The sequence below is a fragment of the Streptomyces sp. NPDC085481 genome, from assembly GCF_044541845.1.
GTDB lineage: Bacteria > Actinomycetota > Actinomycetes > Streptomycetales > Streptomycetaceae > Streptomyces.
Genome location: NZ_JBITTJ010000004.1, coordinates 1 through 20,015 on the forward strand (window position 1 = coordinate 1; position 20,015 = coordinate 20,015).

The 20,015-nt window shown below is 74.2% G+C and carries 15 protein-coding genes; 9 read left to right on the forward strand and 6 right to left on the reverse strand.

All coding sequences use genetic code 11. From position 1 onward, the window contains the following. Positions 1–145: 145 nt before the first annotated feature. Positions 146–1,708, reverse strand: coding sequence for a M23 family metallopeptidase (locus ACIGEZ_RS10905; RefSeq protein WP_399828722.1), 1,563 nt, complete (start codon positions 1,706–1,708; stop codon positions 146–148). Between the two features lie 196 nt (positions 1,709–1,904). Then, complete coding sequence (locus tag ACIGEZ_RS10910; protein WP_399828725.1) at positions 1,905–2,708, reverse strand: lipase family alpha/beta hydrolase; 804 nt, start codon at positions 2,706–2,708, stop codon at positions 1,905–1,907. 222 nt (positions 2,709–2,930) lie between these two features. On the opposite strand from ACIGEZ_RS10910, the gene ACIGEZ_RS10915 reads away from it, so the two are divergent. Then, on the forward strand, positions 2,931–3,338 hold the full coding sequence (locus ACIGEZ_RS10915) for a cobalamin B12-binding domain-containing protein (protein ID WP_158989561.1): 408 nt from the start codon (positions 2,931–2,933) through the stop codon (positions 3,336–3,338). A 147-nt stretch (positions 3,339–3,485) separates the two neighbouring features. Here ACIGEZ_RS10915 and ACIGEZ_RS10920 read toward each other — a convergent pair whose 3' ends face one another. Then, positions 3,486–5,069: a DUF5691 domain-containing protein gene (locus tag ACIGEZ_RS10920; RefSeq protein WP_399829604.1), complete on the reverse strand. Its 1,584-nt coding sequence runs from the start codon at positions 5,067–5,069 to the stop codon at positions 3,486–3,488. Between the two features lie 29 nt (positions 5,070–5,098). Next, positions 5,099–6,451, reverse strand: coding sequence for an SWIM zinc finger domain-containing protein (locus ACIGEZ_RS10925; protein ID WP_399828727.1), 1,353 nt, complete (start codon positions 6,449–6,451; stop codon positions 5,099–5,101). Between the two features lie 127 nt (positions 6,452–6,578). On the opposite strand from ACIGEZ_RS10925, the gene ACIGEZ_RS10930 reads away from it, so the two are divergent. The 5 genes from ACIGEZ_RS10930 to sucD all read left to right on the forward strand — a co-directional run bounded on the left by ACIGEZ_RS10930 (position 6,579) and on the right by sucD (position 13,719). Continuing rightward, positions 6,579–7,727 carry an AAA family ATPase gene (locus ACIGEZ_RS10930; RefSeq protein WP_399828728.1) on the forward strand — a complete coding sequence of 383 codons (1,149 nt, stop codon included), beginning with the start codon at positions 6,579–6,581 and terminating at the stop codon, positions 7,725–7,727. Then, positions 7,724–10,024, forward strand: coding sequence for a DUF5682 family protein (locus tag ACIGEZ_RS10935; RefSeq protein WP_399828730.1), 2,301 nt, complete (start codon positions 7,724–7,726; stop codon positions 10,022–10,024). The genes ACIGEZ_RS10930 and ACIGEZ_RS10935 overlap by 4 nt, the downstream gene beginning before the upstream one ends. Further along, positions 10,021–11,175 carry a VWA domain-containing protein gene (locus ACIGEZ_RS10940; RefSeq protein ID WP_399828734.1) on the forward strand — a complete coding sequence of 385 codons (1,155 nt, stop codon included), beginning with the start codon at positions 10,021–10,023 and terminating at the stop codon, positions 11,173–11,175. Before ACIGEZ_RS10935 ends, ACIGEZ_RS10940 begins: the two co-directional genes overlap by 4 nt. 462 nt (positions 11,176–11,637) lie before the next feature. Further along, on the forward strand, positions 11,638–12,816 hold the full coding sequence (gene sucC, locus ACIGEZ_RS10945) for an ADP-forming succinate--CoA ligase subunit beta (protein ID WP_399828737.1): 1,179 nt from the start codon (positions 11,638–11,640) through the stop codon (positions 12,814–12,816). Positions 12,817–12,834: 18 nt separating this feature from the next. Then, positions 12,835–13,719 (forward strand): succinate--CoA ligase subunit alpha, encoded by an 885-nt coding sequence (gene sucD, locus ACIGEZ_RS10950; RefSeq protein ID WP_073809952.1) that lies wholly within the window; start codon positions 12,835–12,837, stop codon positions 13,717–13,719. Positions 13,720–13,834: 115 nt separating this feature from the next. Here the strand turns inward: sucD and ACIGEZ_RS10955 are convergent, their stop codons facing one another. After that, entirely contained in the window at positions 13,835–15,235 is a 1,401-nt protein-coding gene (locus ACIGEZ_RS10955; RefSeq protein ID WP_399828740.1) for a sigma factor-like helix-turn-helix DNA-binding protein, read from the reverse strand. 119 nt (positions 15,236–15,354) lie between these two features. Here ACIGEZ_RS10955 and ACIGEZ_RS10960 point away from each other — a divergent pair, with 119 nt between their 5' ends. Beyond that, positions 15,355–16,887 carry a DUF6350 family protein gene (locus tag ACIGEZ_RS10960; protein ID WP_399828743.1) on the forward strand — a complete coding sequence of 511 codons (1,533 nt, stop codon included), beginning with the start codon at positions 15,355–15,357 and terminating at the stop codon, positions 16,885–16,887. Here ACIGEZ_RS10960 and ACIGEZ_RS10965 read toward each other — a convergent pair whose 3' ends face one another. Continuing rightward, a complete protein-coding gene (locus ACIGEZ_RS10965) occupies positions 16,888–17,541 on the reverse strand; it encodes a hypothetical protein (RefSeq protein ID WP_399828744.1) in 654 nt (217 codons plus the stop codon). 251 nt (positions 17,542–17,792) lie between these two features. On the opposite strand from ACIGEZ_RS10965, the gene purN reads away from it, so the two are divergent. Further along, complete coding sequence (gene purN / locus ACIGEZ_RS10970) at positions 17,793–18,422, forward strand: phosphoribosylglycinamide formyltransferase (RefSeq protein ID WP_399828746.1); 630 nt, start codon at positions 17,793–17,795, stop codon at positions 18,420–18,422. Further along, complete coding sequence (gene purH / locus ACIGEZ_RS10975; RefSeq protein WP_399828748.1) at positions 18,397–19,962, forward strand: bifunctional phosphoribosylaminoimidazolecarboxamide formyltransferase/IMP cyclohydrolase; 1,566 nt, start codon at positions 18,397–18,399, stop codon at positions 19,960–19,962. The genes purN and purH overlap by 26 nt, the downstream gene beginning before the upstream one ends. Positions 19,963–20,015: the final 53 nt, after the last annotated feature.

The following is a 20,015-nucleotide window of genomic DNA, read 5'->3' on the forward strand; positions in this document are numbered from 1 at the left end:
ACGCTCGGCTGGGAAACCCCAGCCGAGCGCCTGCATAAACTGCTCACGGCTTGATCAACACAACCGTGTGTTGCAACGACCGCTAGAAACCGCCACGTCGGCGGGGGCCCCTTCCTCGTACGTGCGAAGACCTGGTCGGCGTCGGTCAGCCGGTCGGGTCCAGGCCGTGGCTGCGCAGCCACGGCAGCGGGTCGATCGCCGCGCCGCCGTTCGGCCGGACCTCGAAGTGGAGGTGCGGGCCGGTGGAGTTGCCGGAGTTGCCGGAGTACGCGATGACCTCGCCGGCCTTGACCTTGCCGGAGCGGATCTTGGTGCTGCTCAGGTGGCAGTACCAGGTCTCGGTGCCGTCGGCGGTGGTCACGATCGCCATGTTGCCGTAGGCGCTGTTCCACTGGGTCCGCACGGTGCCGTCGGTCGCGGCCATCACGGGCGTGCCGTACTGCACGGGGAAGTCGATTCCGGTGTGCAGGGACATCCAGTTGACGCCGGACTGGCCGAAGCGGGCGCTGAGCTGGTGCAGCTTGACCGGGAGGAGGAACTTGGGGCGCAGGGCCTCCTTGCGGGCCGCCTCCTCCTCGCGCTTCTTCTTGTCCGCCTCCTGGCGCAGCCTCAGGTCGATGCGCTCCTGGGTGCGGCTGGCACGGTCGCCGAAGTCGCGGGCGTCGGCGCTGAGCGCGGCGAGCTGGGTGTCCAGCTTGCTGTTGGCGGCGACCTGCTTGACGGAGGCCGGGTCGGCGGCGGCGAGGGCCGTCGTGTCGTCCTTGGCGTCCGCGCCGGCGTCGGTGAGCCCGCTGACCGAGGCGGCGGCGATGCCGGCGACGCCCATGACGCAGGCGGATGGGACGGCGACGGTCAGGAGTGCGGACCGCTTGGCGGGCGTGCGGCGCCGGCCGCGGCTGCCGCCGCCGGAGGAGCGGCGCACGGGGCGGGCGACGGGGACGGCGGCGGCCGGTACGTCGGCGGCCGGTACGTCGGCGGCGCCGGCGCCATCGGCGGCGAATTCCAGGTCCTGGTCCTGGTCCAGGACCTGGTCGGTGCCGAGGTCCGGGTCGAGCTCGAAGCCGATCATGGTCTCGGCGTCGTGGAAGGTGTCGGGCGCCGGCTCGTGATGGTCGTAGGCCGGGTCCTGGCCGAAGGCCGGTTCGTGCTCGTAGGCGGCTTCCTGGCCGTAGGCCGGCTGCTGCTCGTACGCCGTCGTCTCGTAGCCGAGGTCGTAGGAGGGCTGCTCCTGCACGGTCTCCGCGTACGCGCCGAAGTCGAACTCCGCCGTGTGCTCGGGGGTGTACTGCTGCTCGGGCGTGTACTGGTGGGGCACGACCGGCTCGGGCGTGGCGGCGGCCTGGTTCCAGGCGGTCGTGTCGTAGGCCCCGGTCTCGTAGCCCGGCGTCGTCCACTGGCCGGTGGTGTCGTACGAGGCGAACTGCGTCGCGGCTTCGTACGGCCCGGTCTGCTGCGCCTCGGTCCAGGCGGTGGCGTCCCACTGCCCGGTCGTGGTGTACGAGCCGTAGGAGCCGGTGTCCCACTGGCCGCTGTAGTCGGTGTAGCCGCTGTACCCGTGGTGCGCGTTGTAGTCGGTGTAACCGCTCTGACCGTTCTGACCCGCGTCGTAGCCGACGTCGTAGGTGCCGAACAGGGGGTCGGCGGCGAAGCTGCCCGTGGTCTGGGTGGCGTCCGTGACGTACCCGGCGTGGGGGTGCTGGTCGTTCACCAACTTCTCTCTCGCCTCGGCAGCAGGGGGTCAAGCAGTGGCGTGACTGTACCCGGCGGTACGCGGGCCCGACAATCTTCCGAGGGTTTCGAGCCGCCAGGAAACGGGCAATCGGCCGTGTTTCGTCGGGTTGCGGGGAGAGCCTTGGCTCTGTGTTCGAGGAACGTTCGAAGAACGGCAACCTTCTGGCGGCCCGTCAGGCGACGGAGGCGGCTCCCGGCGCGGCGTCCTGCGAGCCGGCGGCCGGAGCGTCCGCGTCCAGGGCCTCGAGGATGCCGGCGGCGACCGTGGGGTGCACCGGCAGCGCGAGGTGCCCGATGCCGCTGACTCTGACGTTGTGGACGATCAGGTCCGGGTGGTCGAGCCGGGCCGTCTCCACCGGCACCATCACCTGGTCCAGGTCGCTCCAGAAGCTCACGAACCGCGTACGGCAGCCCGGCGCGGGGCCCGCCAGCTCGCGCAGCACCTCCGAACCGGGCCGCATCTGGCGCACCAGCGGGTGGGCGTCGGCCAGCGGCACGAAGCTGGTGCCGGAGTGCGGGGTGCCCAGCATGACCAGGGTGCGCACCCGGGCGTCGCCGCCGAGTCGCTGTACGTAATAACGGGCGATGAGGCCGCCCAGGCTGTGGCCCACGAGATCGACCTCGCTGCGGCCGGTCCGCGCGCAGATCTCCTCCACCTGGCGTCCGAGCAGCTCGGCGGCGGTCCGCAGGTCGCAGATGAGCGGGGAGTAGTTGACCGACTCCACGTGGTCGCGGCCGTGCCGGGCGAGGGTACGGCGCAGCAGGACGAACACGGAGCGGTTGTCGACGAAGCCGTGCAGCAGGACGACCGGGCGGGCGGCGGGCCCCGCGGATGGGGATGCGGATGTGGATGCGGGGGCGCCGCGGCGTTCGGCGACGAGTCCGGAGGGGTAGAGGACCAGGTGTCCGGCGAGGACCGCCAGCTCCAGGGCGGCGGCCTTCACACGGTCGGTGACAGCGGTGGGGGAGAGCTCCATCGCCGACCTCCGTCCGGTACGGCGGGCGCCGCACCTCCGTGCCGTGCGGCTGACGGCGCGGGGATACGGCGGCCCCGTGGCGGCTCCTCCGGGGAGCGAACAATGTCCCACGTGTGATTTCCCCCTCGGTGCCCTCCGCGAAACGGTCGCGTGCGGGATGCTGGCGCTAACGTTCGTTCACCTCCCCGCAAGCAGGCGCGGGGGTCGCATGTGGAGGCAGTGATGGGTGTGACTGGTCCGATCCGCGTGGTGGTGGCCAAGCCGGGTCTCGACGGCCACGATCGCGGGGCCAAGGTGATCGCGCGGGCGCTGCGTGACGCCGGTATGGAGGTCATCTACACGGGCCTCCACCAGACGCCCGAGCAGATCGTGGACACGGCGATCCAGGAGGACGCCGACGCGATCGGCCTCTCGATCCTCTCCGGCGCGCACAACACGCTGTTCGTGAAGGTGCTGGAGCTCCTGAAGGAACGCGACGCGGAGGACATCAAGGTCTTCGGTGGCGGGATCATCCCGGACGCCGACATCGCGCCGCTGAAGGAGAAGGGCGTGGCCGAGATCTTCACCCCGGGCGCGACGACCGCCTCGATCGTGGACTGGGTGAACGCCAACGTCCGCGTGGCGGCGTAACCAGGAGTAACCCCCTGCCGCGGGCGGCGGGGCGGCGCGGACGGTCGGGTCCGCGCAGCCGCGCCGCCCGTCTCCGCGCCCGGTCTTCGCCTTCGCGTCCGCCCCGCGCCCGTGCTCCTGCCCGTCCCCGCGTCCGCGCCGCGCCCGTCACCCCTCCGACAGCTCCGCGTGCATCGTCGCGCGCAGGTTCAGCGTCGCCACGAGCCGCTGGAACGCCTCGGACCAGTAGCCGCCGGCACCGGGGGAGGCGTCCTCCGCTTCGCACGGCAGGGCCGTCAGGGCGGCCAGCTGGGGGGCGGCGTCCGGGGAAAGGCAGCGCTCGGCGAGGCCCATCACCCCGCTGAAGCTCCACGGATAGCTGCCCGCGTCCCGGGCGATGTCCAGGGCGTCGACGACCGCCCGGCCGAGCGGCTCCGCCCACGGCACCGCGCACACGCCGAGCAGCTGGAACGCCTCCGACAGGCCGTGCGCGGAGATGAACGCGGCCACCCAGACCGCCCGCTCCTCCACCGGGAGGGTCGAGAGCAGCTGGGCGCGCTCCGCGAGCGAGGAGGTGCCAGGGCCGGTCGCCTGCGGGGCCGCGGGCGAGCCCAGCAGGGCCCGCGACCAGGCCGCGTCCCGCTGCCGCACGGCCGCACGGCACCAGGCCGCGTGCAGCTCGCCCTGCCAGTCGTCGGCCACCGGCAGCGCCACGATCTCCTCGGGCCCGCGCCCCCCGAACCGGGCCGCCCAGCAGTCGAGCGGCGCCGCCTCGACCACCTGGCCCAGCCACCAGGAGCGCTCGCCGCGCCCCGTGGGCGGGGTGGCCGTCACGCCGTCGTGCTGCATCCCGGCGTCGCACTCGTGCGGCGCCTCCACGACGATGGTCTCCGCCCCCTCCGTACGGTCCAGGGACACGCACGACCCGGCGCGCTCCGCCATCCGGGCCGCCAGCGCGGAGCCGGGCAGCGCCGAGAGCAGCTCGGCTGCCGTGGCCCGGACGTTGCGGCTGCGGTCGGACAGGGCCGCCTCCAGGAACTCCTCGTCCCTCCCGGAGAGCCCCGCGCGCAGCGAGTCAAGGAACATCAGCCGGTCCTCGGCCCGCTCGGCGCCCCAGGTCGACGCGAGCAGCTCCCTGCCCTGGTCCGCGTCCTGAGTGCGTACGGCGCCGAGCAGGGCGACCCGCTCCGCGAACAGGCCCTCCTCCCACAGCCCCAGGACCGCCACCCCGTCCGCGGGGTCGGGCAGTGTGCCACCCCCGCCCGCGCCGCGCAGCGCGAACTTCCACTCCGGGTTGAGCCGGGCCAGCCACAGCCCCCGCGGCCCGGCGAAGGCCAGCGCCTGGGGCCGCAGATCGGTCCTGGCGCGGGCGGCGTCGAGCAGCGCCGGCAGCGCGGCGGCCGGCGCGCGGTACCCCTGCTCGTGGGCCGCGGCCAGCCACTGCGGCAGCAGCTCGGTCAGGTCGGGCGCCGCCCCGCGCCGCCCCCCGGACGGCGCGGGCGCGGCCCGGCCGGCGAGCAGCCGGCCCAGCCGGCGCCTGGCCGCCTCGGGCAGCGGCCTGCGGCCGTCCTGCGGCGCGGCCTCCAGCGCAGGCGCGGCAGGGCCGGGCCGCAGCCCCGCCCTGCGCCGTACGGTGTGCACGGCCGCGGCGTCCAGCAGCGCCACGGGCGCCGAGTCGCCCGCGACCCGTGGGAGCGGCTTCCGGTCGGTGCCCAGCAGCGCCGCTGTGACGAGCTCTTCCCAGGCGTCCATGGACTCCTCCAGAGGTGTGTTCGACGTGTTCACACGAGCGGCACCGTCTCGCCCGGCGCGTCCGGGGACCAGGCGGCCAGCGGGGTGAAGCCCTGGTGGCCGCACTCGCCGAAGACCGTGACCGGGCCGCCGCCCGAGAGGGCGACCAGCCGCCACAGGCCCGGCTGGGACTGGGCGGACCGGGTCAGCGGCACGGCCTCCCGCTCCGCGCCCCGGCCGTCCGCCAGCTGCCAGCCGTACTCCGCGCGCGCCGGTACGACCTCGGCCAGGGTCACCGGCCAGGCGTCCAGCCACGGGTCGTCGCGCAGCGCGAGCCCGTAGGCGTCGAGGGCCGCGCCGACCGTGCCGCCGCGGGGCCGTACGCCGGTGGACGCGGGCACCGCGAACTGCTCGACCAGCTCCGCGCGGAGTCCGCCGCCACCCACGTACGGCCGCAGCTCGGCGTCGAGCACCACCCCGACGGGGAAGGCCTGCTGCGGCGCCCTGCCCGCCGCGCCGAAGGACAGCAGCAGGTGCGTGCGCCCGCTGGTCTCCCCGTGCAGCCAGATCCGGCGCGTCGTCAGCTTGCCGTCGGAGCCGTCGTACTGGGCGAGCACCAGCCAGCGGTCCCGCAGCGCGGCGCCGTCCGACGGGGCGGTGAGCCCCACCCGGCTCCGCACGGTCGCCGCCAGCGGACCCGGCAGCCGGTCCGCGGACAGCCAGGCCCGGTCGAGGAGATGGGTCAGCGCGCACTCCTCCAGGAGACGCACCGGCCACCCCGGTCCCGAGCCGGGTATCGACCCCAACTCCCGCACCCTCCCCGCGAGTCCGGGCGCCTGCGCGTCGACCATGCGGGCCGCCGTCTCCTCCCAGAGGCCGTACCCCGCCTGTTCGGCCGAGGCGAGGCCGCCCCGCAGCAGATCGGCCAGCCGCTGCTCCAACTCCTGTGCTCCCGCGGTGATCCGGGCCGCTCTTCGCTCCGCCCTGCGACGCGCCGCCTCCGGGTCGACGGTGGTCGTGGCCGTGGCGGCCCGCGCGCTCTCGGTGCGCTCCCGCCGGCCCGCGAGCCACTTCTCCGCCCAGTCGGGCACCTCGGCGGCAGCCGGAACCCGCGCCCCGCCGGTGTCCCCGGACCAGAGCAGCAGAAGTCCCAGCGCGTGCTTGCACGGGAACTTCCGGCTCGGGCAACTGCACGTGTACGCCGGGCCCGTGAGGTCCACGACCGTGCGGTACGGCGTCCTGCCGCTGCCCTTGCACAGACCCCACACGGCCCCCTGGCCGTCGAGCCCCGCACCGGACCACGGTCCCGCCGTGCCCAGCTTGCTTCCCGCTGTGCGTGAAGCGCCGTCAGGAGCCAGTGCCAGCACCTGATCCGACGTCCAGCGCACCCCCTGTTCGTCCATGTCCACGACCGTACGGGCACCCACTGACAACGGCCCCCACCTGCGGTTTCCACCGGCCGGAGCCGATTGTCAGTGGGATGGTGCACCGTGGTTCGCACAGCAGGTCGAACGATCTGGAGGGGGACCCATGACCCTGCCCGCAACCACCGCCGCAAACACCACCGCGACCACCGCCGACACGGCCGCCGAAGCCGTCGAGGCGGTCCTGCGGCCGCACGCCGAGGACGCCTTCGCCCACGAACTCGCCGCGCTCGCCGCCGCGGACGACCGGCCGCGCCCCGCCCGCTGGCGCCTCTCACCGTGGGCCGTGGCCACCTATCTCCTCGGCGGCACGCTCCCCGACGGCACCGTGATCACACCCAAGTACGTCGGCCCGCGCCGCATCGTCGAGGTCGCCGTCACCACCCTCGCCACCGACCGCGCCCTGCTCCTGCTCGGCGTGCCCGGCACCGCCAAGACCTGGGTCTCCGAGCACCTGGCCGCCGCCGTCAGCGGCGACTCCACGCTCCTCGTGCAGGGCACCGCCGGCACGCCCGAGGAGGCCATCCGCTACGGCTGGAACTACGCGCAGTTGCTCGCCCACGGCCCCAGTCGCGACGCGCTCGTGCCCAGCCCCGTCATGCGGGCCATGGCGCAGGGCATGACGGCGCGGGTCGAGGAGCTGACCCGGATCCCCGCCGACGTGCAGGACACCCTCATCACGGTCCTCTCCGAGAAGACCCTTCCCATCCCGGAGCTCGGCGAGGAGGTGCAGGCCGTCGGCGGCTTCAACCTGATCGCCACAGCCAACGACCGCGACCGCGGCGTCAACGAGCTCTCCAGCGCGCTGCGCCGCCGCTTCAACACCGTCGTGCTGCCGCTGCCCGCCAGCCCCGATGCCGAGGTCGACATCGTGGCCCGGCGCGTCGACCAGCTCGGCCGCTCGCTCGACCTGCCGACCGTCCCCGAGGGCGTGGAGGAGATCCGCCGGGTCGTCACCGTCTTCCGCGAGCTGCGCGACGGGGTGACCGCCGACGGCCGCACCAAGCTCAAGTCCCCCTCGGGGACGCTGTCCACGGCCGAGGCGATCTCCGTCGTCACCGGCGGACTCGCCCTCGCCGCCCACTTCGGCGACGGCGTGCTGCGTTCCGCCGACATCGCCGCCGGTCTGCTCGGCGCGGTGGTCCGCGACCCGGCCGCCGACCGGGTGATCTGGCAGGAGTACCTGGAGACGGTGGTGCGGGAGAGAGACGGCTGGAAGGACTTCTATCGCGCCTGCCGCGAGGTGAGCGCGTGACCCGCCCCACCACCGGCGGCCCGCTCGTGCTCGGCGTCCGGCACCACGGGCCGGGGTCCGCCCGGGCCGTGGCCGCCGCCCTGGAGGCGGGCCGGCCCAAGGCCGTGCTCGTGGAGGGGCCGCCCGAGGCGGACGGGCTGGTGGCGCTGGCCGCGGAAGAGGAGATGCGGCCGCCCGTCGCGCTGCTCGCGCACGCCGTGGACGACCCGGGGCGGGCCGCGTTCTGGCCCCTGGCCGAGTTCTCCCCCGAGTGGGTCGCGATCCGCTGGGCCCTGGCGCACGGCGCCGAGGTGCGCTTCGTCGACCTGCCGGCCGCCCACACCCTCGCCGCGACGGACCCCGCCTGGGGCGGCGCCGAGGAGGGGGCCGAAGGACCGGCCGGCCCCGCCGAGCAGGGCCTGCGGATCGACCCGATCGCCGAACTGGCCACGGCCGCCGGGTACGAGGACGCCGAGCGCTGGTGGGAGGACGCGGTCGAACTGCGCGGCGCCGCCGACCCGTTCGCGCCCTTCGACGCCGTCGCCGAGGCCATGGGCGCCCTGCGGGAGGCGTACGGGCACGGCGGCCATCCGCGCGACCTGGTGCGCGAGGCGTACATGCGGATCCAGCTGCGCGCCGCGCAGAAGGAGTTCGGCGACGACGTGGCCGTCGTCTGCGGTGCCTGGCACGTTCCCGCGCTGCGGCGCGGGACCACCGTCACCGCCGACCGGGCGCTCCTCAAAGGGCTGCCCAAGGTCAAGACCGAACTCACCTGGGTGCCCTGGACCCACCGCCGGCTCGCGCGGCGCTCCGGTTACGGCGCGGGCATCGAAGCGCCCGGCTGGTACGCGCACCTGTTCTCCGTCCCCGACCGGCCTCTCGAACGGTGGATGACCAAGGTCGCCGGGCTCCTCAGGGACGAGGACCTGGCCGTCTCCTCCGCCCATGTCATCGAGGCGGTACGGCTCGCCGACACCCTCGCCGCGATGCGCAGCCGCCCGCTCGCCGGACTCGGCGAGACCACTGACGCCGTACGGGCCGTGATGTGCGAGGGCTCCGACATCCCGCTCGACCTGGTCCGCGACCGGCTGGTCGTCGGCGACGTCCTCGGCACGGTCCCGGACGGCGCCCCCGCCGTACCGCTCCAGCGCGACCTCGACCGGCTCCGGCGCACCCTGCGCCTCAAGCCCGAGGCGCAGGAGCGCGAACTCGGACTCGACCTGCGCAAGGACAACGACGCGGCCCGCAGCCGGCTGCTCCACCGGCTCCGGCTGCTCGGCGTCGACTGGGGCACCCCGGCCGCCGGACGCGCCTCCACTGGCACCTTCCGGGAGAGCTGGCGACTGCGCTGGGAGCCCGAGCTCCACGTGCAGGTCGCCGAGGCCGGTGTCTGGGGCACCACCGTCGAGGCCGCCGCCACCGCCAAGGCGGAGTCCAGGGCCACCGCGGCGGACGACCTCGCCGCCATCACCGCGCTCGCCGAGCAGTGCCTGCTCGCCGGGCTCAGCGACGCCCTGCCCGCCGTCCTGCGGGCCCTCGCCGACCGCGCGGCGCTGGACACCGACGTCGCCCACCTCGCCCAGGCCCTGCCCGCCCTCGCCCGCTCCCTGCGCTACGGCGACGTCCGGGCCACCGACACCGCCGCCCTCGCCGAGGTCGCCACCGGCCTCGCCGAACGCGTCTGCGTCGGCCTGCCCCCCGCCTGCACCGGCCTCGACACCGACGCCGCCACCGAGATGCGCGACCGCCTCGACGCCGTCCACACCGCCATCGGCCTGCTGCCGGGCGCCGGCCCCGCCCCAGGATCCGGCCTGGCCGACCGCTGGGCCGGTGTCCTGCGGCGGCTCGCGGACCGGGACCGGGTGCCCGGGGTGCTGCGGGGGCGGGCCGCGCGGCTGCTGCTCGACGAGGGGCGGTTCGCGGTAGGGGAGGCCGCGCGGCTCATGGGGCTCGCGCTCTCGCCCGGGACGCCGCCGGCCGACGCCGCCGCCTGGATCGAGGGGTTCGTCGGCGGGGCCTCCGGCGGCGGGCTGCTCCTCGTCCACGACGAGCGACTGCTCGGGCTCGTCGACGACTGGCTGAGCGCCGTGCCGACCGAGGCGTTCACCGACGTCCTGCCGCTGCTGCGGCGCACCTTCGCCGCGTACGAGCCCGGCGTGCGCCGCACCCTCGGCGAGCTGGTCGCCCGCGGCCCGGCGACCACCGGTGCCGCGCCCGCCGCCGCGGCACCGGGATTCGCCACCGCCCTCGACGAGCGGCGGGCCGACGGCGTCCTGCCCCTGCTCCATCTCATCCTCGGCACGGAGGCACAGTCATGAGCACCACGACCGACGACGAGCGGCTGCGCCGCTGGCGGCTGGTCCTCGGCGGCGAGGCCGACGGCACGGGCCGCACCCTCACCGGCGCCGACGCCGCCATGGACGGCGCCCTGACCGCGCTCTACGGCGGCGCGGGCGGCGGCGACCGGAGGAACGGCCGGGACCGCTCGGCCGGCCTCGGCGGCTCAGCGCCCTCCGTCGCCCGCTGGCTCGGCGACATCCGCACGTACTTCCCGAGCTCCGTCGTCCAGGTCATGCAGCGCGACGCGATCGACCGGCTCGGGCTCGCCACGCTGCTCCTGGAGCCGGAGATGCTGGAGGCCGTCGAGGCCGACGTCCATCTCGTCGGCACCCTGATCTCCCTCAACAAGGCCATGCCGGAGACCACCAAGGAGACCGCACGGGCCGTCGTCCGCAAGGTCGTCGACGACCTGGAGAAGCGGCTCGCCGCCCGCACCCGGGCCACCCTCACCGGCGCGCTCGACCGCTCCGCCCGCATCAGCCGGCCCCGTCACCGGGACATCGACTGGGACCGCACCATCCGCGCCAACCTCAGGAACTACCTGCCCGAGCACCGCACGGTCGTCCCCGAGCGGCTCGTCGGCCACGGCCGGGCCGCCCAGTCGGTCAGGAAGGAGGTCGTCCTCTGCATCGACCAGTCCGGCTCCATGGCCGCCTCCGTCGTCTACGCCTCCGTCTTCGGCGCGGTGCTCGCCTCCATGCGCTCCCTCGCGACCCGCCTCGTCGTCTTCGACACGGCCGTCGTCGACCTCACCGACCAGCTCGACGACCCCGTCGACGTCGTCTTCGGCACCCAGCTCGGCGGCGGCACCGACATCAACCGGGCACTCGCCTACTGCCAGTCGCGGATCACCCGCCCCGCCGACACCGTCGTCGTCCTCATCAGCGATCTCTACGAGGGCGGCATCCGCGACGAGATGCTGAAGCGGGTCGCTGCCATGAAGGCCGCCGGAGTGCAGTTCGTGTGCCTGCTCGCGCTCTCCGACGAGGGCGCGCCCGCCTACGACCGGGAGCACGCCGCCGCCCTCGCCGCGCTCGGCGCCCCCGCCTTCGCCTGCACCCCCGACCTGTTCCCGGAGATCATGGCCGCCGCCCTGGAGAAGCGCCCGCTGCCGATCCCGGAGGCCTGATCGGGCCTGATCCGGGCCTGGTCGGCGCCCGACGGGGGTCCCGTCGGGGCCGGATCCCCTCCCGACCGGCGCGGTGCGGAATCCGTCGCCCCGCGGCCACCCGGACGGGTGCCCGCGGTGGCACTGAGGCCCATATCACATCGGCGCCCGCGCGCCCCTCACCTCGCGACCGGGCGCGCCGTGAGGGGCGCAAACCCCGTTCCCCGCCTGCCACAAGAGCGCACCGGCCACCCGCCCCCGCTTCGGCGGAAACCCCCGGCACCCTTACGTTCTGTGACCCGTATCACCGCTCCGTTGGGATCTGCGATTTAGGGACCCACGGCCCTCGGGGATAACCTGCGAGACGGACATGCCGCGTCCACGGACACCGTGTACGCCTCCCTTGTGACAGCGCAGTCACGTTGCCCTCCGCGGCACGCCCACGCAGACAACGAACCGCGATCATCTAGAAAAGGGACGCGCGTGGACCTGTTCGAGTACCAGGCGAGGGACCTCTTCGCCAAGCACGGTGTACCGGTGCTGGCCGGTGAAGTCATCGACACGCCTGAGGCGGCGCGCGAGGCCACCGAGCGGCTTGGCGGCAAGTCGGTCGTCAAGGCGCAGGTGAAGGTCGGCGGCCGCGGCAAGGCCGGCGGCGTCAAGCTCGCCGCCACCCCGGACGAGGCCGTCGCCCGCGCGACGGACATCCTGGGCATGGACATCAAGGGCCACACGGTCCACAAGGTGATGATCGCGGAGACCGCTCCGGAGATCGTCGAGGAGTACTACGTCTCGTACCTCCTCGACCGCACCAACCGCACCTTCCTCGCCATGGCCTCCGTCGCCGGTGGCATGGACATCGAGGAGGTCGCCGCGACGACCCCCGAGAAGCTCGCGAAGGTCCCGGTCGACTCCAACACCGGTGTCGACATCGTGAAGGCCCGCGAGATCGTCGCCCAGGCGCAGTTCCCGGCCGAGGTCGCCGAGAAGGTCGCCGAGGTCCTGGTGACCCTGTGGAAGACCTTCGTCGCCGAGGACGCGCTCCTCGTCGAGGTCAACCCGCTGGCCAAGGTCGCCTCCGGCGACATCCTGGCCCTGGACGGCAAGGTGTCTCTCGACGAGAACGCCGACTTCCGTCAGCCCGAGCACGAGGCGCTCGAGGACAAGGCCGCAGCCAACCCGCTCGAGGCTGCCGCCAAGGCCAAGGGCCTCAACTACGTCAAGCTCGACGGCGAGGTCGGCATCATCGGCAACGGCGCCGGCCTGGTCATGTCGACCCTGGACGTCGTCGCGTACGCCGGTGAGAACCACGGCGGCGTGAAGCCGGCCAACTTCCTCGACATCGGCGGCGGCGCCTCCGCCGAGGTCATGGCGAACGGCCTGGAGATCATCCTGGGCGACCCGGACGTCAAGTCCGTGTTCGTCAACGTCTTCGGTGGCATCACCGCCTGTGACGAGGTCGCCAACGGCATCGTCCAGGCCCTGGAGCTGCTCGCCTCGAAGGGCGAGGAGGTCAGCAAGCCGCTGGTCGTCCGCCTCGACGGCAACAACGCGGAGCTGGGTCGCAAGATCCTGTCGGACGCCAACCACCCGCTGGTGCAGCGTGTGGACACCATGGACGGCGCGGCCGACAAGGCCGCCGAGCTCGCGGCTGCGAAGTAAGGGACGAGGCAAACAGCCATGGCTATCTTCCTCAACAAGGACAGCAAGGTCATCGTCCAGGGCATGACCGGTGCCACGGGCATGAAGCACACCAAGCTCATGCTGGGTGACGGCACCAACATCGTCGGTGGCGTGAACCCGCGCAAGGCCGGCACGACCGTCGACTTCGACGGCACCGAGATCCCGGTCTTCGGCTCCGTCGCCGAGGCGATGAAGGAGACCGGCGCCAACGTCTCGGTCCTCTTCGTCCCGCCGGCCTTCGCCAAGGCCGCCGTGGTCGAGGCGATCGACGCCGAGATCCCGCTCGCCGTGGTCATCACCGAGGGCATCGCCGTCCACGACTCCGCCGCGTTCTACGCGTACGCCGTGGAGAAGGGCAACAAGACCCGCCTCATCGGTCCGAACTGCCCCGGTCTCATCACCCCGGGCCAGTCGAACGCCGGCATCATCCCGGGCGACATCACGAAGCCGGGCCGCATCGGCCTGGTCTCGAAGTCCGGCACGCTGACGTACCAGATGATGTACGAGCTCCGTGACATCGGCTTCTCGTCCGCCGTCGGCATCGGTGGCGACCCGGTCATCGGCACCACGCACATCGACGCCCTGGCGGCCTTCGAGGCCGACCCGGACACCGACCTGATCGTGATGATCGGCGAGATCGGCGGCGACGCCGAGGAGCGTGCGGCCGACTTCATCAAGGCCAACGTCACCAAGCCGGTCGTCGGCTACGTCGCGGGCTTCACCGCGCCCGAGGGCAAGACCATGGGCCACGCCGGCGCCATCGTCTCCGGCTCCTCCGGCACCGCCCAGGCGAAGAAGGAGGCCCTCGAGGCCGCGGGCGTCAAGGTCGGCAAGACGCCGACCGAGACGGCCAAGCTGGCGCGCGCGATCCTCGCGGGCTGACACCGGCACCGACAGCGCCTGCTGTCGCACGAGTGGGCCCCGCCCCCTCCCGGATGACCGGGTGGGGGCGGGGCCCACTCGCACGCCCGCCGTGCGCCGCCGCTGACCGCGGGCGCTATTCGGCCGTCGGCACCAGCCGCTCGGGGCCCGGGTTCGGGGCGGTGCGCAGCCTGTCGCGGAGCTCCTCGTCCTCCGGGCCCAGTTTCTGCGGGCCGCCGCGGACCGGGACGCCCTCGACGACCGCGCCGGGGGCGTTCACGGGGATGTAGCGGGTCGGCGCGGTGGCCGCGGTGAGGGCCGTGATGCTGATGAGCGCCGCCGTCACGCCGATCACCGTCCGCGTGAGCAGCCGGGTCCGCCGCTCGCACAGGGTCCGTACGCTGCGCGCGGGGGGCAGGGCCGCCGTCGGCGCCTCCGTGACGAGGGTGCTCAGCCGGTTGTGCAGGGCCTCGGGGTCGGCGAGCTCGGGCACCCGCTGCCCGATGACCGTACGGGCGTAGAGCAGCCGGTTCCCGGCGGCCGGGGTGCTCGCCTCGGTCTCCGCGGCCGTCTCCGGCAGGTCGAGGCCGAGCCCGTCGTACAGCAGGACGGTACGGCGGTACGGCGGCGGCAGCTCAAGGAGCGCCGCGAGCAGGGCGCGCCGGCCGGCCTCGGTGGGCGGGGAGTCGGGGTGCCGGTGGCGGCGCCGGAAGCGGTGCCAGGGCGAGAGCGCGTACTCGTACGACACGGCCCGCACCCAGCCCACCGGGTCACGGTCGACCGCGACCTCGGGCCAGTGCTGCCAGGCGTGGTGGAACGCGTGCTCGACGGCCTCGAGGGAGAGGCTCCGGCGCCCGGTGAGCAGATACGTCTGGTGGACGAGCCCGGGCGCGACGTACGCGTAGAGCGCGTCGAAGGCGGCCTCGGGGGTGAGGCCGGGGGCGGCGGTCGCCGGGGCGGGGGCCGCGGCCTCCGCGGGCACGGGCACGGGGGCCACGGGCTGGGGAGCCGCCGGCTCCGGGGTCACGGGATCCATGGCCATCGGCTCCGGGGTTACGGGCTCCGCCGCCGCGCCCACCAGCTCGGGCATCACCGGCTCCGGGGTTACGGGCTCCGCCGCGGTCACGGGCTCGGGCGACACCGCCTCCGGCGCGCGCTCAGCGGAACGTTTCAGCCGCTCCTCCGGGGCCTCGGCGGCCCGGTCGGGCTGAGGGGTGGTGGGTGGCTTGGCCGGCGATGCCTTGGGGGGCCGGGACGCGCCCTTCGCGGCCGGGCGGGGCCGGGTGGCGGCGGGGGCCGGCCGGGCGGGCTTCTCCGTGCGGGGGGCCGTCGGCTCCTCGTACACGCCGAGCAGCTTCGCGTACGCCTCCCGCTTGCGTCCCCTGGGGGAACTGCGGCCGGTCTCCCAGGAGCGGACGGTGGCGCGGGTGACGCTCAGCGCCTCCGCGACCTGCTCCTCGCTCAGAGAAAGGGCCTCACGCAGTCGCCGCCGCTCCTTGGGGGAGGGCAGAGAGACGGCCGGACTCGTCGGACTCATCGGCGACGACCTCCCGCAGAGCTGCTCTGGGCGGAAAAGTACATAAACGTATCTTGAGCGACACAGCGACTATTTGCCTGTTACAGGGGCAAAGCGCGTGTCGCTGGCAGCATGGGCGCGTGACGCAAGTGACCGAGCACCGCGTGCCGTTGTCAGCGGACGACGTACCGGTCCAGGGCGGCCGTTCCGTCGCCCTGGCCACCGCCTTCGTGCGCGGCGGGCTTGCGGCCGGTCTCGGGCTCGGCGCGCTCGCCGTCCTCGCGACCGCGGCCTGGATCGCCTCCCCGTACCCCGCCGGCGGCCCCGGCGCCGCCCTGCACACCGCCGCCGGCCTGTGGCTGCTCGCCCACGGCTCCGACCTGCTCCGCACCGACACCCTGTCCGGGCTCCCGGCCCCCCTCGGCCTCACTCCGCTGCTGGTCACCGCCCTGCCGCTGTGGCTCGCGCACCGGGCGGCACGGGACACCCTCGATCCCGACGGCGGGCGTCCCGCGCCCCCGACCGCGGGCGGCCTGGCCGCCGTCTGCGGGGGATATCTGCTGGTCGCGGCAGGAGTCGTGGTCTACACGGAGAGCGGCCCGCTGCCCGCCGACCTCCTCACCGCCGGGATCTGGACCCCGGCCTCCGTCCTCGCCGCGGCGGGCGCGGGCGCCTGGACCGCCCACGGCCGGCCGCTGCCGGGCCGGGAAGAGGCCGCTGTCGCCCTGCGCGCGGCAGGACTCGCCCTGGCCGCCCTGTGCGGCGGCGGGGCGGTGCTCATCGCGGTCGCCCTGCTGCGGCATTCGGGTGACGCGCAGGCCTCGCTCGCCGGTCTCGCGGGGGAGTGGTCGGGGCGCGCGTCCCTCGGGCTGCTCACCTTCGCGCTGCTGCCGAACGCCGTCCTCTGGGGCGCGGCCTACGGACTCGGCCCCGGATTCGCGCTCGGTACGGGCGCCCTGGTCACCCCGCTCGGCTTCACCGGCACCCCGGCCGTGCCCGACTTCCCGCTGCTCGCCGCCCTGCCCGCCGAGGGCCGCGGCATGTGGCTGCACTGGACGGCCGCGGCGGTTCCGGCGACCGCCGCGCTGCTCCTCGGGCGGCGCGTCGGGCGGGCGTCCCGTGCCTGGCCGGCCCGTGCGACGGTCGAGGCGGCGCTCCTCGCGGCAGCGGCCTGCGGGTTGGCCGTCGCTGCCCTCGCGGCGGCCGCGGGCGGCCCGCTCGGCGGGGGCAGGCTCGCGGCCTTCGGTCCCGTGTGGTGGCAGACGGGGGCGGCGGCGCTGCTGTGGTGCACGGTGGTGGGCGTGCCGACCGCCCTCGCGGTACGGGCCTGGGGGCGCCGTGGTGTCAGGGCGGCGCCCGTGCCCGCGCCCTTGTCCGTACCGGCGGCGACGACCCTTCCCGAGCCCGCGCAGGACCGGGAGCCGGACGCCGCGGATGCCGGGGACGCCCAGGGCGGCGACACGGATCCGGCCGTTACGGACGGGATGGATGCCCTCGATGCCCTCGATGCCCTGGACGACGGCTCGGGCGACGACTCGTACGGCTTCCTGCCCGCCGCCTGGGAGCCCCCGGCGGAGCCGCCGGTGCAGCCGCCGGTGCAGTCACCCGTACCGGCGCCCCCGCCCGTACCGCCCCCGCCCGTACTCCCGGACGGGCCCCCGGACGTGCCGTGACTACTCCCGCACCCCGAAGCTGTCCCGCAGCGGCTTCGGCAGCAGGTCGTTGCAGGACAGCTGGCTCTGCTTGGTCAGGGCGTCGGCCCGGCACTCGTAGAAGTCGCGGAAGACGAGGTGCATCGTGAAGCCGCCCGCGACGATCGCCAGGGCCACCGACGCCGCCACCAGACCGCTGATCGCCGCCGTCCGCTTGGAGCGGGCCGCGCCGGCCGCGGCCACGGCCTGCGCGGGCGACTGCGGGCCCTCGGGGGTCTTCGGCTTGGCGCGCAGGGCGCTGATCGCCCAGTACAGGCCCAGCGCGCCGAGCAGCAGCGACAGCTCCGCGAGGTCGAAGATCGCGAAGAAGAAGGCCCACATGCCCGCGAGCACCGCGTACCGCGCCCGCCGCTGTGCCGGGTCGGTCGGGTCCCAGCGGAGCCCCGGCCCCTGACCGCCGCCCTCCGGCCCGCCGCCCTGGCCGCCCGAGGGCTGCTCGGGGCGGCGGCCGAAGCCGTCGTCGGAACGGCCCGGCTGACTGCTGCTCCAGCCCGGTCCGGACGCCGAACCGTCCTCCGGGGCCTCTGGGCGCCGCGGCTGCCACGGCTGGTCCGGCTGCCCCTCCGGCGGCGGCGCGAACGGGTTGTTGTCGTTCGTGGACTGGCGATCCGGCATGTGCTGGACGTCTTCCCTCTGTCTGTCGTACGCGGCTGTCGCCCTTGTACGGCCCTGGTGTTGCCCTGATGCGGCCCTGATGTGGCGTGTCGTCGGACCCTGACGCTACCCCCCGGTCCAGCCCCCGTCCCGTGGGGGCCGTCCGGTGTGCCGGTATCGTTGCTGACGGTCGGGCCCTTCGTAGGGTTCCCCGTATCCAGGGATGCGATTCGTTCGTACGACCGCACAAACACCACGGAAAGAGTGACCCTGTGGCTGCCGCCCGTCTCGTCGTCCTGGTCTCCGGCTCCGGCACGAACCTCCAGGCACTGCTCGACGCGATCGCCGCCGACCCCGAGGGATACGGCGCAGAGGTCGTCGCCGTCGGCGCCGACCGCGACGGGATCGCCGGACTGGAACGGGCCGAGCGCGCAGGGCTGCCCACCTTCGTCTGCCGGGTCAGCGACCACGGCAGCCGCGAGGAGTGGGACCGCGCCCTGACCGAGGCCACCGCCGGGTACGAGCCGGACCTCGTCGTCTCGGCCGGCTTCATGAAGATCGTCGGCAAGGAGTTCCTCGCCCGCTTCGGCGGCCGGGTCGTCAACACCCACCCGGCGCTGCTCCCCAGCTTTCCCGGTGCCCACGGCGTGCGCGACGCGCTCGCCTACGGGGCGAAGGTCACCGGATGCACCGTCCACTTCGTCGACGACGGTGTCGACACCGGCCCGATCATCGCCCAGGGCGTGGTCGAGGTGCGGGACGAGGACGATGAAGCCGCGCTCCACGAGCGCATCAAGGACGTCGAGCGCTCGCTGCTCGTCGAGGTCGTGGGGCGCCTCGCCCGCAACGGCTACAGCATTGAGGGACGAAAGGTTCATGTCGGTGAACACGGACACCGTTAAGCCCATCCGCCGCGCGCTGGTCAGCGTCTACGACAAGACGGGCCTCGAGGAGCTGGCCCGCGGACTGCACGAGGCCGGGGTCGAGCTCGTCTCCACCGGCTCCACCGCGTCGAAGATCGCCGCGGCCGGCGTCCCGGTCACCAAGGTCGAGGAGCTGACCGGCTTCCCCGAGTGCCTGGACGGCCGCGTCAAGACCCTCCACCCGCGCGTGCACGCCGGCATCCTCGCCGACCTGCGCCTGGAGTCGCACCGTGCGCAGCTGGCCGAGCTGGGCGTCGAGCCCTTCGACCTGGTCGTGGTGAACCTCTACCCGTTCCGCGAGACCGTCGCGTCCGGCGCCTCGCCCGACGAGTGCGTCGAGCAGATCGACATCGGCGGCCCGTCCATGGTCCGCGCCGCCGCGAAGAACCACCCGTCCGTGGCCATCGTCACCAGCCCCGAGCGGTACGCCGACGTCCTGGCCGCGGCCGGGGCCGGAGGCTTCGACCTGGCCACCCGCAAGCGGCTCGCCGCCGAGGCGTTCCAGCACACCGCCGCGTACGACGTGGCCGTCGCCGCCTGGTTCGCCGACGACTACGCGGCCGCCGACGACTCGGGCTTCCCCGACTTCCTGGGCGCCACGTACGAGCGGAGCAACGTCCTTCGCTACGGCGAGAACCCGCACCAGGGCGCCGCGCTCTACGTCGACGGCACGGGCGGCCTCGCCGAGGCGGAGCAGCTGCACGGCAAGGAGATGTCGTACAACAACTACACGGACACCGACGCCGCGCGCCGGGCCGCGTACGACCACGCCGAGCCGTGTGTCGCGATCATCAAGCACGCCAACCCGTGCGGCATCGCGGTCGGCGCCGACGTCGCCGAGGCGCACCGCAAGGCGCACGCCTGCGACCCGCTGTCCGCGTTCGGCGGCGTCATCGCCGTGAACCGCCCCGTGACGGTCGAGCTGGCCGAGCAGGTCGCCGAGATCTTCACCGAGGTCATCGTCGCCCCCGGTTACGAGGACGGCGCTGTCGAGGTCCTGGCCAAGAAGAAGAACATCCGCGTCCTGCGGGCCGAGGGCGCCCCGGCCAACCCGGTCGAGGTCAAGCCGATCGACGGCGGCGCGCTCCTCCAGGTCACCGACCGCCTCCAGGCCGACGGCGACGACCCGGCGAACTGGACCCTGGCGACCGGCGAGGCCCTGTCGGCCGACGAGCTGGCCGAGCTGTCCTTCGCCTGGAAGGCCTGCCGCGCGGTGAAGTCCAACGCGATCCTGCTCGCCAAGGACGGCGCCTCGGTCGGCGTCGGCATGGGCCAGGTCAACCGCGTCGACTCCGCCAAGCTGGCGGTCGAGCGGGCGGGCGAGGAGCGGGCGCGCGGTTCGTACGCCGCCTCGGACGCCTTCTTCCCCTTCCCGGACGGCCTGGAGATCCTCACCGCCGCGGGCGTGAAGGCGGTCGTCCAGCCGGGCGGCTCGATGCGCGACGAGCTGGTGGTCGAGGCGGCGAAGAAGGCGGGCGTGACGATGTACTTCACGGGCACGCGCCACTTCTTCCACTGACAGGCAGCAGCTGACCGGCGGCCCGCCGGCCCCCTCTCGGGGGTGCCGGCGGG

What these genes read in the sequence shown, in the direction of transcription:
- ACIGEZ_RS10910 (WP_399828725.1), bottom strand. Translation starts at nt 2,708, where the DNA reads ATGGAGCTCTCCCCCACCGCTGTCACCGACCGTGTGAAGGCCGCCGCC.
- ACIGEZ_RS10915 (WP_158989561.1), top strand. Translation starts at nt 2,931, where the DNA reads ATGGGTGTGACTGGTCCGATCCGCGTGGTGGTGGCCAAGCCGGGTCTC.
- ACIGEZ_RS10920 (WP_399829604.1), bottom strand. Translation starts at nt 5,069, where the DNA reads ATGGACGCCTGGGAAGAGCTCGTCACAGCGGCGCTGCTGGGCACCGAC.
- ACIGEZ_RS10925 (WP_399828727.1), bottom strand. Translation starts at nt 6,451, where the DNA reads ATGGACGAACAGGGGGTGCGCTGGACGTCGGATCAGGTGCTGGCACTG.
- ACIGEZ_RS10930 (WP_399828728.1), top strand. Translation starts at nt 6,579, where the DNA reads ATGACCCTGCCCGCAACCACCGCCGCAAACACCACCGCGACCACCGCC.
- ACIGEZ_RS10940 (WP_399828734.1), top strand. Translation starts at nt 10,021, where the DNA reads ATGAGCACCACGACCGACGACGAGCGGCTGCGCCGCTGGCGGCTGGTC.
- sucD (WP_073809952.1), top strand. Translation starts at nt 12,835, where the DNA reads ATGGCTATCTTCCTCAACAAGGACAGCAAGGTCATCGTCCAGGGCATG.
- ACIGEZ_RS10955 (WP_399828740.1), bottom strand. Translation starts at nt 15,235, where the DNA reads ATGAGTCCGACGAGTCCGGCCGTCTCTCTGCCCTCCCCCAAGGAGCGG.
- ACIGEZ_RS10965 (WP_399828744.1), bottom strand. Translation starts at nt 17,541, where the DNA reads ATGCCGGATCGCCAGTCCACGAACGACAACAACCCGTTCGCGCCGCCG.
- purH (WP_399828748.1), top strand. Translation starts at nt 18,397, where the DNA reads ATGTCGGTGAACACGGACACCGTTAAGCCCATCCGCCGCGCGCTGGTC.